Below are 21,407 nucleotides of genomic sequence, written 5' to 3'. Positions count from 1 at the left end.
TCAGGGTAGTTTAGTATTAAACCAACCCTGCGCAACCGTAGGTTTCGTGGCGTGCAGATAGGCGGTCGCATCTTTGAAAAACCGCCGCTAGGATCGGGGTCCGGTTTTGACGAGGAGACAGGCATGACGGAGTTGCGGACGCGGGCGGTAGCAGTGCGGGAAAACGCGCACGCACCCTATTCGGGGTTCAAGGTGGGGGCCGCACTGCGCGGGGCTTCGGGGGCTGTCTATGTCGGCTGCAACGTCGAAAACGTGGCCTACCCCGAAGGCACCTGCGCCGAGGCGGGCGCGATTGCCGCCATGGTCGCCGCCGGAGAGACGGCGTTTACCGAAGCCTACGTCGTGGCCGGATCGCCGCTGCCGGTGACGCCCTGCGGCGGGTGCCGCCAAAAGCTGGCAGAGTTCGGCGCGGCGGATGTGGTGGTGACCATGGCCACCGTGGACGGGGTCGAAGAGGCGCGCAGCATCGCCGATCTGCTGCCCGGCGCGTTTGACCCTTCGTTTCTGGGGGGCTGAATGAGCGCGCGGGAGATTTTGGCCAAGCTTCGCCACGGGCGTGCCTTGGATGTGGCCGATCTGGAATGGGTGGCGGGCGCGCTGGCCGACGGGGGATTGAGCGACGCGCAGGCCGGTGCCTTTGCCATGGGGGTCTGTGCGCGCGGGCTCGATGAGCCGGGGCGCGTGGCGCTGACGCGGGCGATGTGCGCGTCGGGCACGGTGCTGGCGTGGGATCTGGACAAGCCGGTGCTGGACAAACACTCCACCGGCGGCGTGGGCGATTGCGTGAGCCTCGTGCTGGCCCCGGCGCTGGCGGCCTGCGGCGCCTATGTGCCGATGATATCGGGGCGGGGGCTGGGCCACACGGGCGGCACGCTGGATAAGCTTGAGGCGATTCCGGGCGTGGGCGTGATGCTGGATGAGGCGCGGCTGCGCGCGGTAGTGGGTGAGGTTGGCTGCGCCATCGTGGGGGCGACGGGCGACATCGCGCCCGCCGACAAGCGGCTTTATGCGGTGCGCGACGTGACCGCGACGGTGGATTCGATTGATCTGATCTGTGCCTCGATCCTCAGCAAAAAGCTGGCGGCGGGGCTGGAGGGGCTGGTGCTGGACGTCAAGGTCGGCTCGGGTGCGTTCATGAAAACGCCTGCGGAGGCGCGCGCGCTGGCGCAGGCGCTGGTGGGCACGGCCAACGCCGCAGGCTGCCCGACGACCGCCGTTTTGTCGGATATGAACCAGCCGCTGGTGCCCAGCCTTGGTAATGCGCTGGAAGTGGCGGAGGTGATGCAGGTGCTCACGGGCGGCGCGAGCGGTGCGATTGTGGAGCTGTCGGCGGCGCTGGGCGGGGCGTTGCTTGCCGGGGCGGGTCTGGCGGCGGAGGCGGACGCGGGCGCCGCGCGGATTCGCGCCGCGATTGACGACGGTGCCGCGGCGGAGCGGTTCGGCGCGATGATCGCGGCGCTGGGCGGGCCGGTGCGCTTTGTCGAGACGTGGCAGCGCTTCTTGCCGGAGGCGACGGTGGTGCGCGAGGTAACGGCAGCGCAGGCCGGTGTGGTGCAGGCCATCGACGGCGAGGCGCTGGGCCATGCGGTTGTGGCGCTGGGGGGCGGGCGCGTGGTCGAGAGCGATCAGGTCGACCCGGCGGTGGGGCTGAGCGGCGTAGTGCGGTTGGGCGAACCCGTGGCCAAGGGCCAGCCGTTGGCCGTGGTGCACGCGAGCCGCCCCGCGCAGGCGGATGCCGCCGTGCGGGCGGTGCGCGCGGCGATCAGCCTCGGCGCGGGGGCGGTCGAGACGCCCGATTTGATCCTTGAGAGGGTGAGCTGATGGCCCGCGCGTTTCTGGTGGTGATGGATAGTGTCGGCATCGGCGGCGCGCCGGATGCCGATCAGTATTTCAACGGCGACGTGCCCGATACCGGGGCCAATACCGTGGGCCACATCGCGCGCGACCGGGGGCTGGCGGTGCCGACGCTGGCGGGCCTTGGTCTGGGGGCCGCGCTGCATGCGGCGACGGGGATGGACGATCCGTTTGACGTGCCGGTGACGGGAACATGGGGCGTGGCGACGGAAACCTCGCGCGGGAAGGATACCCCCTCTGGCCACTGGGAGCTGGCGGGGCTGCCGGTGGATTGGGACTGGCACTATTTCACCGCGCGCGAAGGATCCTTTGACGCGGATCTTTGCGCGCTGGTGGCGCGGGCGGCCGGCACCGACGGCATCCTTGGCAACCGCCACGCGCCCGGCACCGCCATCATCGACGCGCTGGGGGCCGAGCATCTGCGCACGGGCTGGCCGATCTGCTATACGTCGGTCGACAGCGTGTTCCAGATTGCCGCGCACGAGGAGGCGTTTGGCCATGACCGGCTAATCGACCTGTGTGCACAGATCGCGCCCGCACTGCACAGGATGCGCGTGGGCCGGGTCATCGCGCGGCCCTTTGTGGGCGATGCGCAAAGCGGGTTCACCCGCACCCCGCGCCGCCGCGACTTTGCGCTGATGCCGCCGCGCCCGGTGCTGAGCAATTGGGTGCAGGACGCAGGCCGCGCGACATTCGCGGTGGGCAAGATCGGGGATATCTTCTCGATGCAGGGGTTCGACGAGGTGCGCAATGGCACGGATGCCGAGCTGATGAGCCATCTGGGCGATCTGGTGGACAGCGCACCGGACGGATCGCTGACCTTCGCCAATTTTGTGGAGTTCGACAGTCTCTACGGCCACCGTCGGGATGTGGCGGGCTACGGCGCCGCGCTCGAATGGTTTGACGCGGCGCTGGCGCCGATCCTCGCCCGGCTGCGGGACGGCGACGTGATGATCCTGACGGCGGACCATGGCAATGATCCCACGTGGATCGGCACCGATCACACCCGCGAGCGCGTGCCGGTGCTGGTCGCGGGGCGGGGGCCGGGTACGCTGGGCCAGATCGGTTTTGCGGATGTCGCGTCTTTCGTCGCCGATCATCTGGGGGTAGATGTGCCCCAAGCCGTCAAAGGAGCCTGACATGTCCGATCCCCATCTTACCGTTGTCGATCACCCGCTGGTGCAGCACAAGCTGACCCTGATGCGCGACAAGGAGACCTCAACGGCGGTGTTCCGGCAGCTCTTGCGGGAAATCAGCCAGCTATTGGCCTATGAGATCACGCGCGAACTGGAGATGACGACCAAGCGGATCGAGACCCCGATGCAGGAGATGGACGCGCCGACGCTGGCGGGGCGCAAGCTGGCGCTGATCTCCATCCTGCGGGCGGGCAACGGCCTGCTGGACGGGATGCTTGAGCTGATCCCCTCGGCGCGGGTGGGTTTTGTCGGGCTCTACCGCGACGAGGAAACGCTGGAGCCGGTGCAGTATTATTTCAAGGTGCCCGACGCGATGGGCGACCGGCTGGTGATTGCGGTGGATCCGATGCTGGCGACGGGCAATTCCTCGGTCGCGGCGATTGATCTGCTCAAAGAGGCCGGCGCGACCAATATCCGTTTCCTGTGTCTGTTGGCCGCGCCCGAGGGAATCGCGCGCATGAAAGAGGCGCATCCAGATGTGCCGATTGTCACCGCGGCGGTGGACGCCCGGCTCAATGAGGTCGGATATATCGTGCCGGGGTTGGGCGACGCGGGCGATCGCATGTTCGGCACGAAATAATAAGGCAAAATTAAGGCTATTGTTTCGCGGGCGCTAGACTTGGCCCCTGCGGTTTGACATTCTGCCCCATATCCTGTGGGGGCAGACATGAAATTTACCAGACTTGTATCAGTAGCACTCTTTCTCGCGAGTGTGAGCGCGGGCGCGCTGAGCGCGCAGACCCGTCCGGGCAGCGAGCCTGCGGAGTTCCCGCCGGCCTCGTTCAAGGGCAAGCAATACGTCGACAGCAAGGGCTGTGTATTCATCCGCGCAGGCATCGACGGCAACGTGTCGTGGGTGCCGCGCGTGACGCGCACGCGCAACGGGGTCTGCGGGTTCAAGCCGACCTTTGCCGGTCAAGTGACCGAGGCACCCGCACCTGCGGACACGCAGACCGCCGAAGTGATCACGATCACCAATCCGGCACCTGCCGCCGCGGCCCCGGCCCCTGCGCCCGTGGTACGCCGCGCGCCCGCGCCACGGCCCGCGCCCAAGGTCGTCCGTCAGGTGGCCAAGCGTCCCGCACCAATTGTCGAAGTCGCACCGGCGCCTGTTGCGGCCCCGGCGCCCGCGCCGGTGGTGCGCACGGCGGCCGGGCCGGGCACGGCCTGTCCCGATGCCTCCCCGCTCAGCCAGCGGTATTTGCAGCGCGGCAGCTATGACGTGCGCTGCGGTCCGCAGGCGCAGCCGATTGTGGCCGCGCGCCGGGCAGCGCCCGCTGCGGCGGCTTCTGCTGCGGCGGCGCCCGTGGCCGTCGCGCAAGCCCGCACCGGTGGCCCGATCCGGGTGGATCAGAACCGCCGCATCGTGCCGCGTCACGTGGCCGTCAACCGGGTGAACACCACCAATGTGAAAGTGCCGCACGGCTACCGCCGCGTCTGGGAGGATGGCCGTCTGAACCCGCGCCGCGCCGAGCAGTCGCTGGCTGGGCACCGGGCGATGTCGCTGATCTGGACCTCGACCGTGCCGCGCCGTCTGATCAATCAGGCGGACGGGCGGGACGTGACCGCTTCGATCCCGCTGGTGTACCCTTACGTGGATTACGCGCGCCAATCGGCGGAGCTGGGCCAGGTGAGCATCGTGCAGCGCAACGGCCAGACGCTCAAGCGGATCCTGCGTAACACGACCGCCGCGCTGACACCCAATGCCAACCGTCAGGCGCGGGTGACGACGGTCAACCGCACCCCGATCTATTCGTCGCGGTCGGCGGCCCCGGCGGCGCCCAAGGCGCAGCGCGCCCAGCCCAAGGGTGAGGTCGCGGGCCGTGGTTTCGTGCAGATCGGGGCGTTCACGGATACGGCGGCGGCACACGCGCGGGCCAAGCGGATCCAGCGCATGGGCCTGCCGGTGCGCGTCGGCGTCTATACCAAGAACGGTCAGACAACGCGGCTGGTCATCGCGGGGCCCTTCAAGGGGCAGGGCGCGGTGGACAGCGTGATCGCGCGGCTGCGCAGCGCGGGCTATAACGCCACGGCGCGCTAAAGGCTGAGCAACGCCTGGAATGGCCCGTCGGAGAGGATCCGGCGGGCCATTTCTTTTGCGCATTTGGTTTGCGGGGCGGGGCCGGGAGAGGGAAAATCTCCTGCGCGGATCTTTTCGACGTATGTGTTTTCATCCGTTCCGCGCGCTGCGGGTTGAGATGCGGTCAGATGGCGCGCTCGGACAGGATTTGGCGCGCTATTTCCTGTGCCCATGCGGCATAGATGACGGGGCCGGGATGAAACCCGTCCTCCGCCATGTCCGCGGGATCCAGCGTGTCGGGCAGGGGAATGTAGCGGGTGTCGGGCGCCGTGCGCAGGGCGCCTGCGAGGGCGGCGTCGAAGCGGATCGCGCGCTGGCCCAGCAGCCAGCGCAGCGGGTGGGGCAGCAGCGGGAAGGCGCCCAGCGGCGGGACCTGGCTGATGTAGAGCCGTTTGGCGCCCGCGTTACGCAGCAGGGCGCGCAGGTCGGCGTGGTCCCGCAGCCATTGGCGCTGGCGGGCCAGATGGGTGACGTCGTTCACCCCCAGCACGATCACGGCCACATCGTGCGGCGGGGGCGGGGACTGGCGCGCCTCGGCGAGGGTTTCGGCGGTGGTGATGCCGGTGCGGGCGATGAGGCGCCACGCGACGCTATGATGCGCGGCGAGGGCCGATGTCAGCTGCCCCGCGAGCGCCGCGTCCTGCGTCTGCGCGCCGACCCCGGCGGCGGAGCTGTCGCCGAGGATCAGCAGGCGCAGGGGCGGGCCGGTGCCAATCCGGCCAGTGCGGGGGCCGTCCGCTTCTTGCAGGCGCAGGGCGCGGCGGCGTAGGGACAGCGCCTGCGCCACCAGCACGGGCGCGCAGAGCACCGTGACAAGCGCCTCGCGGATCATCCGCCGCAGAGGTTTTGCAGCCGCAGCCAGCTGCTGTCGGGCAAGAGCGGCTCGGTATCGCGGCCCTGCATCGGGTCGCCCTCGATCAGGGCCAGCGTGGTTTCGCCGGTGATGTCGCGGGCGCGGGCGTAGGGGGTGGCGGGCACATCCGTACCCTCGAAAAGCGCGAGCAGATTGGGCGTGTCGGGCGTATCGGGGGCGCTGGTGATCAGATGCTCGGCGTAGGCGTCAAGTGCCTGTTCGGACAGCTCACCCGTGGTCAGCAGGCGAAAATTCTCCCACGGGCCCGCGACGTCCAGCAGCCGCGCGAGCGGGTCGCGTTCCACTTGCAGCGCAAGCTCGGCCAGGATGAAGCCCGCGGCGACGTCCGGTTCCTCCCAATCCTCAAAGACGGAGCGGTCGAGCACGATGACGCCGCCGGGCAGGTGCAGGGCGGGGCGGGTGAGGCCCGGAACGACGGCGAGTTTGGTGGTGCCGAGCCGCCGCCCGAGGCTGCGCAGGGCGCGCAGGCCTGCCGCATCGCTGCACATCGGCCCCGCGACGCGCTGCACCCGGTCGATGATCGCCACGCCAAGCGCCTCGCGTTTGACCTGCGGGACGACGCGCAGCGTGTTGTCGCGCATCGCACCGGGCAACCAGAACAGCACCAGCGCCGCAACCGCCGAGACAGAGGCCAGCGCGCCGAGCCAGCGCAACCGTCCCGGGCGCGGCCGGGTGCGGGCGACGGCAAGGCGCAGGGTTTCGATGGCGTTGATCATCTCGGATTCGTTCGGCGGAAGGTCGAGGGTTTCGCCGGTATCGCCGTCGGGGTGATAGGTGGCGCCCTCGGATCCCGGCGCGCGGGCGATGGCGGGGATCGACCAATGGGTGAGCGCGGTGTCGTTGAGATCGCTGATCACCAGCGTGGCGTCCCCGATGGACACGATCACCTCTTGCCGCTGCGCGCCCGTGTCGGGGCGCCACAGGCCGGTGGCCTCAAGGCGGGCGTATCTGGTCAGGGCGGTCACGGGTTCGGCTGCTCGGCTCGTTTTTGTTGCCCGCAGGATAGCAGAGCGGCAGAGCGGGGCAATGGGGCGTGACCCCGCCGGGAGGATCGATTTTTTGCGAAAAAATCGGCCGGAATTTTTGGAAAATTCCGATGCGCGGTCGAGAGGGATGGGCGTGGAGGCTCGGTGGGAATTAGGTATTTTTGAAAGGGTGCAGGGGTGGGGTGGCTTTCTTTCAGAGGGATTGTGCGATGCGGCGGAGTTCGAATTTCTGGATTTTACCCGTGGAGGTTTTCGGAAGCTCCTGAAAGATCACGCGTTTGGGTGCTTTGAACCCTGCGAGGGTTTGGCGGGCGAAGGCGATCATTTCGGCTTCGGTGGGCTGCGCGCCGGGTTTGAGTTCGACAAAGGCGCAGGGGACTTCGCCCCATTTGTCGTCTGGTTTGGCGACCACGGCGGCCAGCATCACCGCGTCATGGGCCATCAGCGTGCCTTCGACCTCGACCGAGGAAATGTTTTCGCCGCCCGAGATGATGATGTCCTTGGCGCGGTCGGCGATCTGGATGTAGCCGTCGGGATGCTGCACCGCAATGTCGCCCGAATGAAAGTAGCCGCCCGCAAAGGCCTCGGCGGTGGCGGTGGGGTTTTTGTAGTAGCCCTTCATGACCGAGTTGCCGCGGATCATGATCTCGCCCTGGGTTTTGGCGTCGCGGGGGACATCGCGGAGGTCTGTGTCGGTGACGGTGATACGGTCCATCATCGGCATGGCCACGCCCTGGCGGGATTTCACGGCGGCGCGGTTTTTCTGGTCAAGCTGGCCCCACTCATCCTCGCGCCAGGTGCATTCGGTCACGTGGCCGTAGGTTTCCGTCAGACCGTAGACATGGGTGACGTTGAAGCCCATCGCCTCGATCTTGGACAGGGTGGCGGGGCCGGGGGGCGCCTGCGGTGAAGACTTCGACCGCGTGATCGACCGGGCGCCGTTCGGACGCATCGGCATTGACCAGCATGTTGAGCACTATGGGGGCGCCGCCGAAGTGGGTCACCCCCTCGTCCGCGATGGCGTCGAAGATGTTGGCCGCCGTGATGTCGCGGCAGCAGACCAGCGTGCCGCCGATCAGCGGCATCAGCCAGCTGTGGTTCCAGCCGTTGCAGTGAAACAGCGGCACGATCTGCATGAAGATCGGGTGCAGCACCATGCGCCAGCTGATCACCGTGCCCATGGTCATCAGATAGGCGCCGCGGTGGTGGTAGACGACGCCCTTGGGTCGACCCGTGGTGCCGGAGGTATAGTTGAGCGCGAGGCTTTCCCATTCGTCCTGTGGCAAGATCCAGTCAAAGGCCGGGTCGGCCGCGGCAAGCGTATCCTCATAGGTGGGGTGGCGCCCGGTAGCGGGGAAGCCTGCGGGCGCGTCGGGCACTTCGATGATAGTGGGGCCGGAGGTTTCCATGGCGGCGATGGCGGCCTCGGCGAGATCGAGAAACTGCGTGTCGACCAGCACCACCTTTGCCTCGCCGTGGCTGAAGATGTAGCTGACGGTATCGACATCGAGGCGCGTGTTGATTGTGTTGAGCACGGCGCCGCAGGCGGGCACGCCAAAGTGCGCCTCGGCCTGCGCGGGGGTATTAGGCAGGATCGTGGCGACGACCTCTCCCGGGATCACGCCCATGTCGGCGAGTGCGCAGGCAAGTCGGGTGCAGCGTTCAAAGTAGCGCGCGTAGCTGACGCGGTGATCGCCGTAGATGACCGCCGTGCGGTTGGCAAACACATCCGCCGCGCGGATCAGATGCGACAGTGGCGTGAGCGGTACGAAATTCGCCTGTGTGCGGTCCAGCCCGGTTTCGTCTTTCATCCAGCCCATCCGATCCACTCCGGTAAAAGTTGCGCAAGCTGCGCAGCACGATATGCAGGGGGCAGGAATTTGCAATCGCGAAAGCGGGAGACGGGCATGGGTGACGGAGCCTTGAGGCCGGGGGTGGCGGCGGCGTCGATTCTGGGGGGGATGTTCGCGCTGGGGATCACGGATAATTTTGTGCCGCTGATCGCCGAGACGGGATCGCTGTGGCAATTCCACATGCTGCGGGGCGTGATGGCGCTGGTGCTGTTGGGGATCGTCGCGGGCGTGGGGCTGGGGGTGATCCGCCCGCTAAGCTGGCGCGCGGTGCTGGGGCGCAGCCTGTTCACGGCGACGGCGATGTTGATCTATTTCGGCTGCCTGTCGGTGTTGCCGATCGGTGTGGTGGTGGCGGGGCTGTTCACCGCGCCGTTGTTCGTGATGCTGATATCGGTGCTGTTTCTGGGCGCGCGGGTGGGGGTGATCCGCATTGCGGCGGTGCTGGCGGGGTTTGTGGGGGCCTTGCTGGTGATCCAGCCGGATCCGCGCGCGCTGGATCCGGTGGCCTTTCTGCCGGTGCTGGCGGCGGTGTTCTATGCCGTCGGGGCCGTCGTGACGCGCGTGTGGTGCGCGCGCGAGGGAACGGTGGCGCTGACGGCGGGGTTCTTTGCGGTGCTCACGGTGGTCGGCGCGATCGGTCTGCTGATCCTGCCGGCGGGCGGGCCGGCGGGGCCGGAGGGATTCGTGCTGCGCGGTTGGGTGCCGAATACGCCGCATCTTTTGTTCTGGACGGCGGTGCAGGCGGTGGGCTCGATCATCGGGATCGGGTTGATCTTTCGCGGCTATCTGCTGGGGGAGGCGGGCACCGTGGCGGTGTTCGAATACTCCCTGCTGGTGTTCGCGAGCTTTTGGGCCTGGGTGCTGTGGGGGCAGGCGGTGGGGCCGCTGGCGCTCTTGGGCATGGTGCTGATCGCGGGCGCGGGGGCGGTGATCACGAGGCGTACTGACACGCCGGTGCCGGTGCGCGCGGTGAAGCTGCCGGAGGAGGCGCCGTGATCCTGTCGCGCGCGCGGCGCTATCTGTTCATCCACGCGCCCAAGACCGGCGGCACCTCGATGGCGCTGGCGTTGGAGGCGCGGGCGGCCAAGGATGATCTGATGCTGGGCGACACGCCCAAGGCCCGCGCACGCCGCCACAAGGTGCGCGCCACGCCCGAGACGGGGCGGCTGTGGAAACATTCGACGCTTGCCGATCTGGAGGGCGTGGTGCGGCCCGATGAGCTGGACGATCTGTTCATCTTTACCCTCGTGCGCAATCCGTGGGACCGGATGGTGAGTTATTATCACTGGCTGCGCGCGCAGAGCTTTGACAACCCCGTGGTGGCGCTGGCGCGGGCGACGACATTCGAGGCGTTCGTGACCACGCCATCGGTGCTGGAGAGCTTCGCCCGTGCGCCCGCCGCGTCCTACGTCACCGACAGGGCCGGGCGGATGCGGGCGCGGCTGTTCATCCGGCTGGAGCATCTGGCAGAGGATATCGCGCCGCTGGAGGCGCATCTGGGCTTCGCCCTTGAGGTGCCGCACGCCAACCGCAGCGCGCGCGCAGGAGAGTGGCGCAATGCCTATTCCGCGCGCAGTCGCGCCGCCGTCGCAAAGGCCTGCGCGCGCGATATCGCGGATTTTGGCTATCAATTCGGATAAGGGGCGCGTCCGGGGCGATTTTCCCCCAAAATTTCCCGTCCTGAGGGATTTTGGGTGGATCATTGTCGCCGTTCGTGTTCGAATTCTGGCACGAACGCGCGATTAACACCCGAAATCGCGACAATGCCCCGGTTTTGCCCCAACCTCACCGCTTGGCTGCCGTGAGAATCATCCCAAGTGGTTTCATCAACAAGCGCCCGGCGAAACGGGGCAGCACGAGGGATGGATAAGATGTTCGGTCTGGATTGGAAAACACAGCAGAGCCCCCGCCGTTCGGCGGAGATGACCGGCGCCTGGGACGGCGGATTGGTTGCACCCGGTCACGGTTTGATGGCGGGCACGCGGGTTGCGAGCAATCTGGGCTGGCGCCCGATCGAGGCGCTGGCGGTCGGCGACAAGGTGCTGACCTTCGATCACGGCATGCAGCCGATCGCGCAGATCCGCCGCGCGCATCTGTGGCTTGACGCGCCCGACACCGCCGAAGGCCTGTGGCCGGTGGTGGTGCCGGCGGGCGCGCTGGGCAACCGCGAAGAGTTGACGCTGCTGCCCGATCAGGGGGTGATGGTGGAAAGTGATGCGGTGACGGACGCGCAGGGCGATCCTTTTGCGGTACTGACGGCGCGTGCGCTGGTGGGGGTGCGCGGCATCGCGCGGCGCCGCCCGATGCACCGGGTTGAATTGATCGCGATCTACTTTGCCGCCGATGAGGTGATCTATGCCGAGGGCGGTGCGCTGATCCATTGCCCGCAGGATCTGTGCACGCTGGACCGATTTCTGGAAGGCGGGGCAGATGCGCGATATGTCGTTCTGGACGGTGAGGCGGCGGAGGATCTGGCGGATTTCATCGCAATCGAGGATCAATTTGCCGCGCAGGCCATGGGCGTCTGACCGGGCGCGGGTCTGCGTGGTGAGGGTCGCTCCTGATGGGGCGGCTTTCTTATCCGCTCGACAAAACTATAAAACTAGTTTTATAAGAGTGTATGGATATACATCAGCACTCCGCTACCGCCCTTGCGGCCCTGGGTCATGACAGCCGCCTGTCGGTCTTTCGTCTGTTGGTCCGTGCGGGGCCGGATGGGTTGGCGGTGGGTGAGATCGGGGCGCATCTGGGCCTCGCGCCCTCAACGCTGGCCCATCATCTGGGCACGCTGCGCGATGCCGGGCTGGTCGTACAGGTCCGGCAGGGGCGGCAGATTTTCAACCGCGTGGATTTTGACGCGATGGCGCGGACCCTGTCGTTTCTGAGTGCGGAATGCTGCAAGGGCGTGTCGGTCGTGACCGACGATGCCGCATGAGAGGCAGGAACAATGACTGATCTGCCCCCCCGGCACTGAACGCCCGCGCACTGCATCTGTGGCAGTGCGAGCGGGTCTGGCTGTTTTGCGCCGCTTTGGCGCTTGCGTTGCTAATGGTCGTGCCCGCACAGGGAATTGAGACGCTCCGCTTTACGCTCGCAAACCTGATTTCCATCGCGCCGTTTCTGTTGGTCTCGATTGCCGTGGCCGCCTACGCGGGCGCGAGCGGGGCGGACGGGCTGATCGCGCGGGCGTTCACCGGTGCGCCTTTGGTGATGATCGCGGTAGCGGCGCTGGCGGGCGGACTGTCGCCGTTCTGCTCGTGTGGGGTGATCCCGCTGATTGCGGCGCTTCTGGCGATGGGGGTGCCACTGTCGGCGGTGATGGCATTCTGGCTCGCCTCACCGGTGATGGATCCGTCGATGTTCGTACTGACAAGCGGGGTGCTGGGCACACAATTCGCGCTGGCCAAGACGCTGGCCGGTGTGGGCCTGGGCGTCTTTGGCGGGCTTGTGGTGCTGGCGGTCGGAGCCATGGGCGGATTGCGCGATCCGCTGCGCGCGGGTGTGGGCAACGGTGGCTGCGGTGCCTCGAAGGTGCGCACGGTGCAGCCGGTGGTCTGGGCGTTCTGGCGTGATCCGGCGCGGATGGGGAAATTTCGCGCGGAGGCGGTCAAGACGACGCTGTTTCTGGCCAAGTGGCTGACGCTGGCCTTCATGCTGGAAAGCCTGATGCTGGCCTGGGTGCCCGCCGATCTGATCGCGCAAACCCTGGGCGGTGAGGGGCTGGCCCCCATCGGGATCGCCACACTGGTGGGCGTGCCTGCCTACCTCAACGGCTATGCGGCGCTGCCGCTGGTGGGCGGTCTGATCGGGCAGGGCATGGCGCCGGGCGCGGGGCTCGCGTTTCTGGTGGCGGGCGGCGTGACGTCACTGCCTGCGGCGATTACGGTCTGGGCCTTGGTCAAACGCGAGGTGTTCGCGCTCTATATCGCGATTGCGCTGACGGGATCGCTGGTCAGCGGTCTGCTATTCCAGCTCTTCCTCTCGCTCTAGCGCGGGCAAAATTTCGGGGAAATTTTGGGGCCAAAGTTTGCGGGCAAACTTTGCGCCGGTGCGGATAGAAAAAGGAGCGCCCGAGAGCGCCCCTTGGGGATGTGCATCAGGCGGCGGCGGAGGCCTCTGGCCCGAAGCGGCCGTAGAATGTCTGGTTCTTCTCGGCCATTTCGCGCAGCAGGTCGGGGCATTTGAACCGCTCGCCAAACTGCGCTTCGAGCTGGTCACACCGCTCTGCCGCGTAGGGCGTGCCGATCATGTCGAGCCATGAGAGGGGCCCGCCCGACCATGGCGCAAACCCCCAGCCGAGGATCGCGCCCACGTCGCCCTCGCGGATGTCCATCAGCACACCTTCCTCCAGCGCGCGCACGGCCTCCAGCACCTGCACGAACATCAGCCGGTCCTGCACGTCCTGCAGCGGGGGCTGTTCTTCGGCCAGCGGGTACTTGTCCTGCATGCCTTTCCAATAGCCCAGACGTTTGCCTTTCTCGTCGTAGTCGAAATAGCCCGCCTTGGTCTTGCGACCCAGACGGCCCTGCTCTTCGAGCCAGACGATGAGGTTGTCGGCCTCGGAGGCCGGATAGGCGTTGCCCATCGCCGCCTTGGTGGCACGCATGATCTTTGTCGCCAGATCCACCGAGGTCTCATCGCCCAGCTGCACCGGCCCCACGGGGAAGCCCAGCATTTGCGCCGCGTTGTCGATGTACCACGGCGCAACCCCTTCGGTGATCATGCGGTTCGCTTCACCGCCGTAGGGGATGATGCAGCGGTTGGCGTAGAAGAACCGCGCGTCGTTCACCACGATTGGCGTCTTGCGGATCTGGCGCACGTAATCGAGCGCCTTGGCCACGGCGCGGTCGCCGGTGCCGTCACCCTTGATGATCTCGACCAGCAGCATCCGCTCGACGGGCGAGAAGAAGTGGATGCCGATGAACTGATCGGGACGGCTCGACGCCTTTGCCAGTTCGGTGATCGGCAGGGTCGAGGTATTGGAGGCAAAGATGCAGTCCTCGGGGATCACGGCTTCGACCTTCTTGGTCATCTCGGCCTTGACGGCGGTATCCTCGAACACCGCTTCGATGATCAGATCGCAGCCTTTGAGGTGTTCCAGATCGGGCGTCGCAGTGATGAGCGACAGCAGCGCCTCCTTCTTCTCCGGCGTGGCTTTCTTGCGGGCGATGCCCTTGTCCATGAACGCCTCGGAATACGCCTTGCCGCGATCGGCGGCTTCCTGATCGCGGTCGACCAGCACGACCTCGATGCCCGCCTGCGCGGACACAAGCGCGATGCCCGCACCCATCATGCCCGCACCCAGCACGCCCAATTTCTTGACCCGCTGGTCGGGGATGCCTTCGGGACGCACGGCGCCTTTTTCCAGCGCTTCCTTGTTGAGGAAGAGCGAGCGGATCATGGCCGAAGAGCTGGGGTTCATCAAGACAGAGGTGAACCAGCGCGCCTCGATCTTCAGCGCGGTGTCGAAGGGCACAAGCGCGCCCTCGTAGACCGCGCTTAGCAGCGCCTTGGCCGCCGGGTAGACGCCTTTGGTCTTGCCGTTGACCATGGCAGAGGCGCCCACGAAGGTCATGAAACCGGCGGGGTGGTAGGGCGCGCCGCCGGGCATTTTATAGCCCTTCGCATCCCATGGCTTGAGGATATCGGCATCCTTGGCCGACAGCACCCACGCGCGGGCGTCGGCCATCGGATCGGCGCTGACCTCGTCGATGATCCCTGCCTTTTGCGCGGCGGCGGGGGCGAGCATTTTGCCCTCCAGCAGCAGCGGGGAGGCGGCCATCGCGCCCAGCTTGCGCACCAGACGCGTGGTGCCGCCGGCGCCGGGGAAGATGCCGACCTGAATTTCGGGCAGGCCGATGCGGGCCTTGGGGTTGTCGGCGACAAAGGTGCGGTGCGTCGCCAGCGGCAATTCAAGCCCGATGCCCGCGGCGGTGCCGGGCAGCACGGCTGCGACGGGTTTGCCGCCCTTGTTGGTCTTTGGATCCATGCCCGCCCGCTCGATCTTGCGCAGCAGCGCGTGCATCTTCATCGTGCCCTCGAAGAGCCCCTTGGCCGGATCATCGCCCGCATCCGCCTTCATCTTGGCCAGCAGGTTCAGGTCCATCCCACCGGCAAAGGATCCGTCCTTGCCGGAGGTGATGATGATGCCCTTGACGGCGTCATCGGCCAGCGCCTGATCGGTCAGCGCGTCCAGCTCTTCGAGGCCGTTGATACTCATCACGTTCATCGATTTGTCTTCGACGTCCCAGACGATGGTGGCGATGCCCTCGGCATCGGTGCTCATGGTGAAATCGGTCATTGTTGATCCCTTGTTTGCGTGTCGCTTGGGGTGCGCGGGCGCACCGTTACTCTTGATTTTGCGGGGTGGCGCGGCGGCTCAGGACCGCCCCCAACCCTGCGTCGGGCTCGATTGCGTTGTCGGATTCGGTCACCCACCAGACCCCGTTGATCCGGCGCAGGACAGAGCGCACCGGATAGGGGTCCTGCGCGATCTGCGCGCCCCGCAGCATCCGTGTCTCATGCGTGCCGTCGATCGTATCCTCGGCGGTGAAGCGTGCGGCCAGACAGTGCCTGTCGTAGTCGGTGATGGCGTTGGCCGCCTGATGGGTGCAGATATCGTCGAACAATGCGCGCAGCTGCGTACGATCCTCGATCCAGGCGGTCGGACCAAAGCTGCGCACCGCATGCGGCACCGCAACCATCTGCGCGAAGGCGCTGAAATCGCGGCGCTTGTAGCTGTCCGAAATGCGGTCCAGCAGGTCCTGATAGATCGCCATGGCTTGCTCTGTTCCTCCGAAGGCATCGTTCATCGCGGCAACATGTTGATGGCCCGGTCCACGTGGCTGCGGGCATCGACGGCGTATTGGCTCGACGCGATCCGCCAACGGCCGGAGATGAATTCAAGCACCGAGAAGTTCGGGAACGGGTCGTTCACCCGCAGATCCCCCGCCATCATATGCGTCATGTGGGTCGCTTCGATCCGCGTGTCGCTGCGGAATTCCGCGACCTCGGTGATGCGTACCAACGTGGTCACCCCCGGCGCTTGTAATCCGCAGCAACCTGCACAAAGACGGCGAGCAGGTCATCGCGGGTGCGCAGGGTCCGTTTGCTCTCGGCGGTCTCGATCCGGTGGGGCAGGTGAAAATGCGGCTCGAAAGCGTGGAAATCATTGCCGAGCAGGGCTTGCGCCGTCAACTCGAGCAAGGATTGCGAAATCTCTCTCGCCGTTTTTCCGTTCACCTGCCGCACGCGCTCTACACCCGCTCGATGATGGTGGCCGCTCCCATGCCCGAGGCGATGCACAGCGTGGCAAGGCCGACTTCCTTGTCCGCGCGCTCCAACTCATCGAGCAGCGTGCCGATGATGATCGCCCCGGTGGCCCCCAGCGGGTGGCCCATCGCGATGGAGCCGCCGTTGACGTTGACCTTGTCGTGATCGACGTCGAACGCCTGCATGAACCGCATCACGACGGAGGCAAAGGCCTCGTTGACCTCGAAAAGGTCGATGTCGCCGATGGTCATGCCGCTGTCGGCAAGGATCTTTTCGGTGACGGGCACGGGGCCGGTCAGCATGATCGTGGGGTCGGTCCCGATCTTGGCGGTCGAGCGGATGCGCGCGCGGGGTTTGAGCCCGTATTTCTCGCCGAACTCCTTGTTGCCGATGAGCACGGCGGCGGAGCCGTCGACGATGCCGCTGGAGTTGCCCGCATGGTGGATGTGGTTGATCTTTTCCAGATGCGGGTACTTCAGCAGCGCGACCTTGTCGAAGCCCGGCATGACCTCGCCCATCTGCTGGAACGCGGGGTTCAGCGAGCCCAATGACTGCATGTCGGTCTGCGGGCGCATGTACTCGTCGTGGCTGAGGATATCGAGACCGTTCTGATCGCGCACGGTGATGACGGATTTGGCAAAACGCCCCTCGTCCCAGGCCCGTTGCGCGCGCTGCTGGGAGGCAACGGCAAGCTGGTCGGCCTCGTCGCGGGTGAAACCGTATTCGGTCGCGATGATGTCGGCGGAGATGCCTTGGGGACGAAATACTGCTCCATCGCTATGGAGGGATCTGCGGCGATTGCCGCCCCGTCGCTGCCCATCGCCACGCGGCCCATCATTTCGACGCCGCCGGCGATATAGGCCATGCCGGCACCGCCCTTGACCTGATTGGCGGCCAGGTTCACGGCCTCCATGCCCGAGGCACAGAAGCGGTTGATGGCAAGACCGGGGATCCGCTCATCCAGATCAGAGGCCAAAACGGCGGAGCGCGCCAGACAGCCACCCTGTTCCATCACTTGCGTGACATTGCCCCAGATCACGTCCTCGACGGCGTGCCCTTCGAGGTTGTTGCGCTCCTTGAGCGCGTTGAGCGTCAGTGCCGACAGGCGCAGCGCGGTCACTTCGTGCAGTGCACCGTCCTTGCGGCCCTTGCCGCGCGGGGTGCGCAGCGCGTCGTAGATATAGGCTTCGGTCATGGGAATACTCCGTTGGTCTGTTTCAGGCCCGGTCCGCAGGGGAGCCGGGCATCAGGTCATAGGGGGCTTTCCACCCCGGTGTGTCGGACAAACGCGTGAGCCACGCGTCGATGTTGGGAAATTCGCGGCGGTCAAAGCCGAAAGGTTCGGGGTAGTAGAGATACCCGCAACAGGTCAGATCGGCGTTTGTGATGCCATCGCCGACGATCCAGTCACGCCCCGCAAGATGCGCATCCAGCACGGCATAGGTGCCAGCAAGGCGCCCCTGATTGAACGCGATCACCTCTTTGGGTTGCTTGTCCTCCGGCAGGAAGTTCATCAGGAAGCGGGTCACACCGGCCATTGAGCTGAGTTTGTGATTGTCCCACAGGATCCAGCGCAGGATTTCCCGGCGCTCAGCTGCATCACACCCGCCGAACTTGCCGGATTTCTCCGAGATATAATCCTGGATCACACCAGATTGCGTCAGTTTGACGGCGCCGTCGATCATCACGGGCGCCTCACCCATGACGTTGAGCCCCTCGCGAAATTGCGCCGTACGGCCTTCGCCACCAAAGAAATCGATCTTTACAGGCTCCCAATCGAGGCCGGAAAGCTCGAGGGCAAGTGCGGCTTTGTAGGAATGGCCGCTTTCGCCGAAGCAATGCAATTTGATCGTCATGGTTGTCTCCCGATGGTTGGCGTCGCGCGCGCCGATGGCGTGCTTTAGGTATTTTTGAAAGGGTGCAGGCAGGGGGGCGGTGCGAGAAAGGGCGTGCGGCTTTGCCCCTGCACCCTTTTCCAAATACCTAAAATCCCGACCTATCCGCGATCTCGCGATCAGAGATTGCGCGCAATCAGCTCCTTCATGATCTCATTGGTGCCGCCGTAGATGCGCTGCACCCGGGCGTCTGTCCACATCTCGCCGATGGCATATTCCTGCATGAAGCCGTAACCGCCGTGCAATTGTAGGCAGGCGTCGAGAACCTCTCCTTGGGTGTCCGTGAGCCAGTATTTCGCCATCGCCGCACGATCAACGGTAAGCTCACCGCGCAGATGCTCCGCGATGCATTGGTCAAGGAACGCGCGCGCCACGACGGTTTTCGTCTTGCATTCGGCCAGTTGAAAGCGGGTATTCTGGAATTGGGTGAGCGGGCCGCCGAAGGCTTCGCGTTCCTGGCAGTAGGCGATCGTGCGCGCCACAGCGCCTTCCATGGCGCCCACCGCTTCGCAAGCGATGATAAGGCGTTCTTGGGGAAGCTGCTGCATCATCTGGTAAAAACCGCGCCCTTCTTCGCCGCCCAGGATATTTTCTGGCGGGATTTCGACGTTGTCAAAGAACAGCTCAGACGTGTCGGAGGCGTGTTTGCCGATTTTCTCGAGGTTGCGACCACGCTGGAAGCCCGCCGCCCCCTCGGTCTCGAGCACCACGAGGCTCACGCCCTTGGCGCCCTCTTTCGGGTCGGTTTTGGCGGCGACGATGATCAACTCGGCGTGCTGGCCGTTCGTGATGAACGTCTTTTGGCCCGACAGACGGTAGGCGTTGCCATCGCGCAGTGCCCGGGTTTTAATCGCCTGCACGTCCGACCCGGTGGAGGGTTCGGTCATCGCCAGCGCGCCGACCATCTCCCCCGAGATCATCCGGGGCAGCCAGCGCTGTTTTTGCTCTTCGGTCCCGTAGGCCAGCACGTAATGCGCCACGATCCCGGAGTGAATGCCCACGCCCCAGCTGGCGAGATTGGCGCGTGCGGCCTCGATCAGGATCGCGGCCTCATGGCCAAAATCACCGCCCGTGCCGCCGTATTCCTCGGGGATTGAAGGGCAGAGCAGGCCCAGCTCTGCCGCCTCATTCCAAGTGCCGCGGTCCATTTCGGACTGTTTGCGCCACTTCTCGAACCGCGGGGCCCATTCGGTGTTGATGAAATTCGCCGTCATGTCGGCGAGCATCCGGTGCTCGTCTGTCATCCATGTCGACGTCGTTGGTGCGAAATCTCTCACGGCTGGCTACCCCCTAGCGTTTACGGTCGTCGATTTCGGCGTTGAAGAGCCTGAGCCGTGCGGTCAGGTTTTCTTCGTTCATCACGGAATTGAAGTTCTCAAAGAGAAACGACAAGGCTTCGCCCTCGTCCAACCCCGCGTCGGCCGCGAATTTCTTGAGGCGGCGGTAGCCGTCTTCCGTCATGGCGACGGGAAAGCGGCGGGTCAGGCGAAAGCGTTTTGGCATTGTCTCTCCGGCAGGGCAGGGGCGGGAGGATATACCCGCCCCGAGGCCAGTTTAGAAGTTCGCCGCGTCCAGCGCCATCACAGTGTCGGCACCGGACTGGATGCGTGTGAGGTGCAGCGCTGTGGCGGGCAGTTGGCGTGCCATATAGTAGCGGCCTGTCGCCAGTTTTGTCTCGTGGAACGTGGCGTCGGAGGTGCCGTTCGCCAGCGCCTCGGTCGAGGCCTTGCCCATCATCGCCCACATCAGGCCAAGGCAGACGTGGCCGAACATGTGCATGAAGTCGTTGGAGCCCGCGAGCGCGTTGTTGGGGTTTTTCATGCCGTTCTGCATGAAATACATCCCCGCCGCCTGCAGATCCTTCGACGCTGCTTTCAGCGGCTCGATGAAATCACGTGCGTACTCCTCGTTCAGATCGGCGTTGTCCTTGCAGAAGGATTTCACCAGGTCGAAGAAGGCCATCACGTGCTTGCCGCCGTCCTGCGCCAGCTTGCGGCCCACCAGATCCAGCGCCTGAACGCCGTTGGCGCCCTCGTAGATCATCGCGATGCGCGCGTCGCGGGTGAACTGCGACATGCCCCATTCCTCGATGTAGCCGTGGCCACCGTAGACCTGCTGCGCCTTGACGGTCATGTCGTAGCCGACGTCGGTCAGGAAGCCCTTGATCACGGGCGTCAGCAGCGACACGAGGCCGTCGGCATCCTTGTCCTCGGAGCGGTGGGCCGCGTCGATCATCGTGGCCCCCCAGAGGATAAACGCGCGCGCGCCCTCAGCAAAGCTTTTCTGATCCATCAGCGAGCGGCGGATATCGGGGTGCACGATCAGCGGATCGGCGGGTTTGTCGGGATGCTCGGACCCGGTCACGGCGCGGCCCTGAAGCCGGTCGTGGGCGTAGGCCAGCGCGTTCTGATAGGCCACATCGGCCTGTGCCAGACCCTGCATGCCGACGCCAAGGCGGGCTTCGTTCATCATGGTGAACATCGCGCGCATGCCCTTGTGCTCGGTCCCGAGCAGATAGCCCGTCGCGTCGTCGTAGTTCATTACGCAGGTGGAGTTGCCGTGGATGCCCATCTTCTCTTCGATCGAGCCGACGGAGACGCCGTTGCGCGCGCCAAGGCTGCCATCCTCGTTCACGATGAACTTGGGCACGATGAAGAGCGACACACCCTTGATGCCTTCGGGGCCGCCTTCGATCTTGGCCAGCACCAGATGGATGATGTTGTCGGCCATGTCGTGCTCACCCGAGGAGATGAAGATTTTCTGCCCGGTGATCTTGTAGCTGCCGTCGTCCTGCGGGGCCGCCTTGGTGCGCATCAGGCCCAGATCGGTGCCGCAGTGGGGCTCCGTCAGGTTCATCGTGCCGGTCCATTCGCAGGACGTCATCTTGGGCAGGTAGGTGTCTTTTTGCGCGTCGGTACCGTGGGCCAGGATCGCGGAGGCCGCACCATGGGTCAGGCCCTGATACATGGTGAACGCCTGGTTCGCGGCCGAGAACATCTCGCCCACGGCGGTGCCCATGACGTAGGGCATGCCCTGACCGCCATATTGCTCGGGCATGTCGAGGCCGGTCCAGCCGCCTTCGCGGACCTGATCGAACGCGGCCTTGAAACCGGTGGGCGTGTAGACGACGCCATTCTCCAGACGGCAGCCTTCCTTGTCGCCAACGGCGTTCAGGGGCGCGAGCACTTCGGAGGTCAGCTTGCCCGCTTCTTCGAGGATGGCGGAGGTGAAATCGGGCTCAAGATCCTCGTAGCCGGGGATCTTGGCTTCGGTGACTTTCAGCACGTCATGAAGGACGAACTGCATGTCTTTTGTGGGGGCTGTGTACGTTGGCATTTGGTTTCTCCCTAAAGGCGTGTTGGGTGGCGCGGCCCGCGGTCCGGACCGTGCCGAGAAT

The 21,407-nt window shown here is 65.6% G+C and carries 20 protein-coding genes and 2 pseudogenes; 10 read left to right on the top strand and 12 right to left on the bottom strand.

Annotated features, from left to right (window positions below):
- Window positions 1–123 precede the first annotated feature (123 nt).
- The 5 genes from KDD17_RS10905 (at window position 124) to KDD17_RS10885 (ending at window position 5,091) form a co-directional block, all read left to right on the top strand.
- Complete coding sequence (locus tag KDD17_RS10905; RefSeq protein ID WP_212703686.1) at window positions 124–516, top strand: cytidine deaminase; 393 nt, start codon at window positions 124–126, stop codon at window positions 514–516.
- Window positions 517–1,821 carry a thymidine phosphorylase gene (locus KDD17_RS10900; protein WP_212703685.1) on the top strand — a complete coding sequence of 435 codons (1,305 nt, stop codon included), beginning with the start codon at window positions 517–519 and terminating at the stop codon, window positions 1,819–1,821. It begins immediately after the preceding gene.
- Window positions 1,821–2,993, top strand: a complete 1,173-nt coding sequence (locus KDD17_RS10895; RefSeq protein WP_212703684.1) for a phosphopentomutase — start codon at window positions 1,821–1,823, stop codon at window positions 2,991–2,993. Before KDD17_RS10900 ends, KDD17_RS10895 begins: the two co-directional genes overlap by 1 nt.
- Before the next feature lies 1 nt (window position 2,994).
- Window positions 2,995–3,630 (top strand): uracil phosphoribosyltransferase, encoded by a 636-nt coding sequence (gene upp / locus KDD17_RS10890; RefSeq protein WP_212703683.1) that lies wholly within the window; start codon window positions 2,995–2,997, stop codon window positions 3,628–3,630.
- An 87-nt stretch (window positions 3,631–3,717) separates the two neighbouring features.
- On the top strand, window positions 3,718–5,091 hold the full coding sequence (locus KDD17_RS10885) for an SPOR domain-containing protein (protein ID WP_212703682.1): 1,374 nt from the start codon (window positions 3,718–3,720) through the stop codon (window positions 5,089–5,091).
- A 163-nt stretch (window positions 5,092–5,254) separates the two neighbouring features.
- On the opposite strand, the gene KDD17_RS10880 is transcribed toward KDD17_RS10885, so the two are convergent.
- From KDD17_RS10880 to KDD17_RS10870, 3 genes and pseudogenes are all read right to left on the bottom strand, one after another.
- Window positions 5,255–5,962, bottom strand: coding sequence for an SGNH/GDSL hydrolase family protein (locus KDD17_RS10880; protein ID WP_212703681.1), 708 nt, complete (start codon window positions 5,960–5,962; stop codon window positions 5,255–5,257).
- On the bottom strand, window positions 5,959–6,969 hold the full coding sequence (locus tag KDD17_RS10875; protein ID WP_212703680.1) for a hypothetical protein: 1,011 nt from the start codon (window positions 6,967–6,969) through the stop codon (window positions 5,959–5,961). The genes KDD17_RS10880 and KDD17_RS10875 overlap by 4 nt, the downstream gene beginning before the upstream one ends.
- A 214-nt stretch (window positions 6,970–7,183) precedes the next feature.
- A pseudogene (locus KDD17_RS10870) lies at window positions 7,184–8,810 on the bottom strand (AMP-binding protein).
- An 87-nt stretch (window positions 8,811–8,897) separates the two neighbouring features.
- Between KDD17_RS10870 and KDD17_RS10865 the strand changes: the two are divergent.
- The 5 genes from KDD17_RS10865 to KDD17_RS10845 all read left to right on the top strand — a co-directional run bounded on the left by KDD17_RS10865 (window position 8,898) and on the right by KDD17_RS10845 (window position 12,833).
- The gene (locus KDD17_RS10865; protein WP_212703679.1) at window positions 8,898–9,839 is read left to right on the top strand and encodes a DMT family transporter; all 942 of its coding nucleotides are present in this window, start codon (window positions 8,898–8,900) and stop codon (window positions 9,837–9,839) included.
- Window positions 9,836–10,483, top strand: coding sequence for a sulfotransferase family 2 domain-containing protein (locus KDD17_RS10860; protein ID WP_212703678.1), 648 nt, complete (start codon window positions 9,836–9,838; stop codon window positions 10,481–10,483). Before KDD17_RS10865 ends, KDD17_RS10860 begins: the two co-directional genes overlap by 4 nt.
- A gap of 222 nt (window positions 10,484–10,705) precedes the next feature.
- Window positions 10,706–11,371, top strand: coding sequence for a Hint domain-containing protein (locus tag KDD17_RS10855; protein ID WP_212703677.1), 666 nt, complete (start codon window positions 10,706–10,708; stop codon window positions 11,369–11,371).
- Between the two features lie 92 nt (window positions 11,372–11,463).
- A complete protein-coding gene (locus KDD17_RS10850) occupies window positions 11,464–11,778 on the top strand; it encodes an ArsR/SmtB family transcription factor (protein ID WP_212703676.1) in 315 nt (104 codons plus the stop codon).
- A 113-nt stretch (window positions 11,779–11,891) separates the two neighbouring features.
- Window positions 11,892–12,833, top strand: coding sequence for a permease (locus tag KDD17_RS10845; protein WP_212703675.1), 942 nt, complete (start codon window positions 11,892–11,894; stop codon window positions 12,831–12,833).
- A gap of 106 nt (window positions 12,834–12,939) precedes the next feature.
- On the opposite strand, the gene KDD17_RS10840 is transcribed toward KDD17_RS10845, so the two are convergent.
- The 9 genes and pseudogenes from KDD17_RS10840 to KDD17_RS10800 form a co-directional block, all read right to left on the bottom strand.
- Window positions 12,940–15,144 carry a 3-hydroxyacyl-CoA dehydrogenase NAD-binding domain-containing protein gene (locus KDD17_RS10840; protein WP_212703674.1) on the bottom strand — a complete coding sequence of 735 codons (2,205 nt, stop codon included), beginning with the start codon at window positions 15,142–15,144 and terminating at the stop codon, window positions 12,940–12,942.
- Between the two features lie 46 nt (window positions 15,145–15,190).
- Complete coding sequence (locus tag KDD17_RS10835; RefSeq protein WP_212703673.1) at window positions 15,191–15,655, bottom strand: hypothetical protein; 465 nt, start codon at window positions 15,653–15,655, stop codon at window positions 15,191–15,193.
- Entirely contained in the window at window positions 15,652–15,879 is a 228-nt protein-coding gene (locus tag KDD17_RS10830; RefSeq protein ID WP_212703672.1) for a hypothetical protein, read from the bottom strand. Before KDD17_RS10830 ends, KDD17_RS10835 begins: the two co-directional genes overlap by 4 nt.
- On the bottom strand, window positions 15,876–16,049 hold the full coding sequence (locus tag KDD17_RS10825; protein ID WP_212703671.1) for a hypothetical protein: 174 nt from the start codon (window positions 16,047–16,049) through the stop codon (window positions 15,876–15,878). Before KDD17_RS10825 ends, KDD17_RS10830 begins: the two co-directional genes overlap by 4 nt.
- A gap of 50 nt (window positions 16,050–16,099) precedes the next feature.
- Window positions 16,100–17,310, bottom strand: a pseudogene (locus KDD17_RS10820) (acetyl-CoA C-acetyltransferase).
- Between the two features lie 22 nt (window positions 17,311–17,332).
- Window positions 17,333–17,971, bottom strand: a complete 639-nt coding sequence (locus KDD17_RS10815; RefSeq protein WP_212703670.1) for a glutathione S-transferase family protein — start codon at window positions 17,969–17,971, stop codon at window positions 17,333–17,335.
- Between the two features lie 158 nt (window positions 17,972–18,129).
- Window positions 18,130–19,254: an acyl-CoA dehydrogenase family protein gene (locus KDD17_RS10810; protein ID WP_212703669.1), complete on the bottom strand. Its 1,125-nt coding sequence runs from the start codon at window positions 19,252–19,254 to the stop codon at window positions 18,130–18,132.
- Window positions 19,255–19,300: 46 nt separating this feature from the next.
- Window positions 19,301–19,513 (bottom strand): hypothetical protein, encoded by a 213-nt coding sequence (locus KDD17_RS10805; RefSeq protein ID WP_212703668.1) that lies wholly within the window; start codon window positions 19,511–19,513, stop codon window positions 19,301–19,303.
- Window positions 19,514–19,564: 51 nt separating this feature from the next.
- Window positions 19,565–21,346: an acyl-CoA dehydrogenase C-terminal domain-containing protein gene (locus KDD17_RS10800; RefSeq protein WP_212703667.1), complete on the bottom strand. Its 1,782-nt coding sequence runs from the start codon at window positions 21,344–21,346 to the stop codon at window positions 19,565–19,567.
- Window positions 21,347–21,407: the final 61 nt, after the last annotated feature.

This window comes from Sulfitobacter albidus (assembly GCF_018200035.1).
In the GTDB taxonomy this organism is placed as follows: domain Bacteria; phylum Pseudomonadota; class Alphaproteobacteria; order Rhodobacterales; family Rhodobacteraceae; genus Sulfitobacter; species Sulfitobacter albidus.
This window is presented reverse-complemented; position numbering and strand designations above follow the sequence as displayed.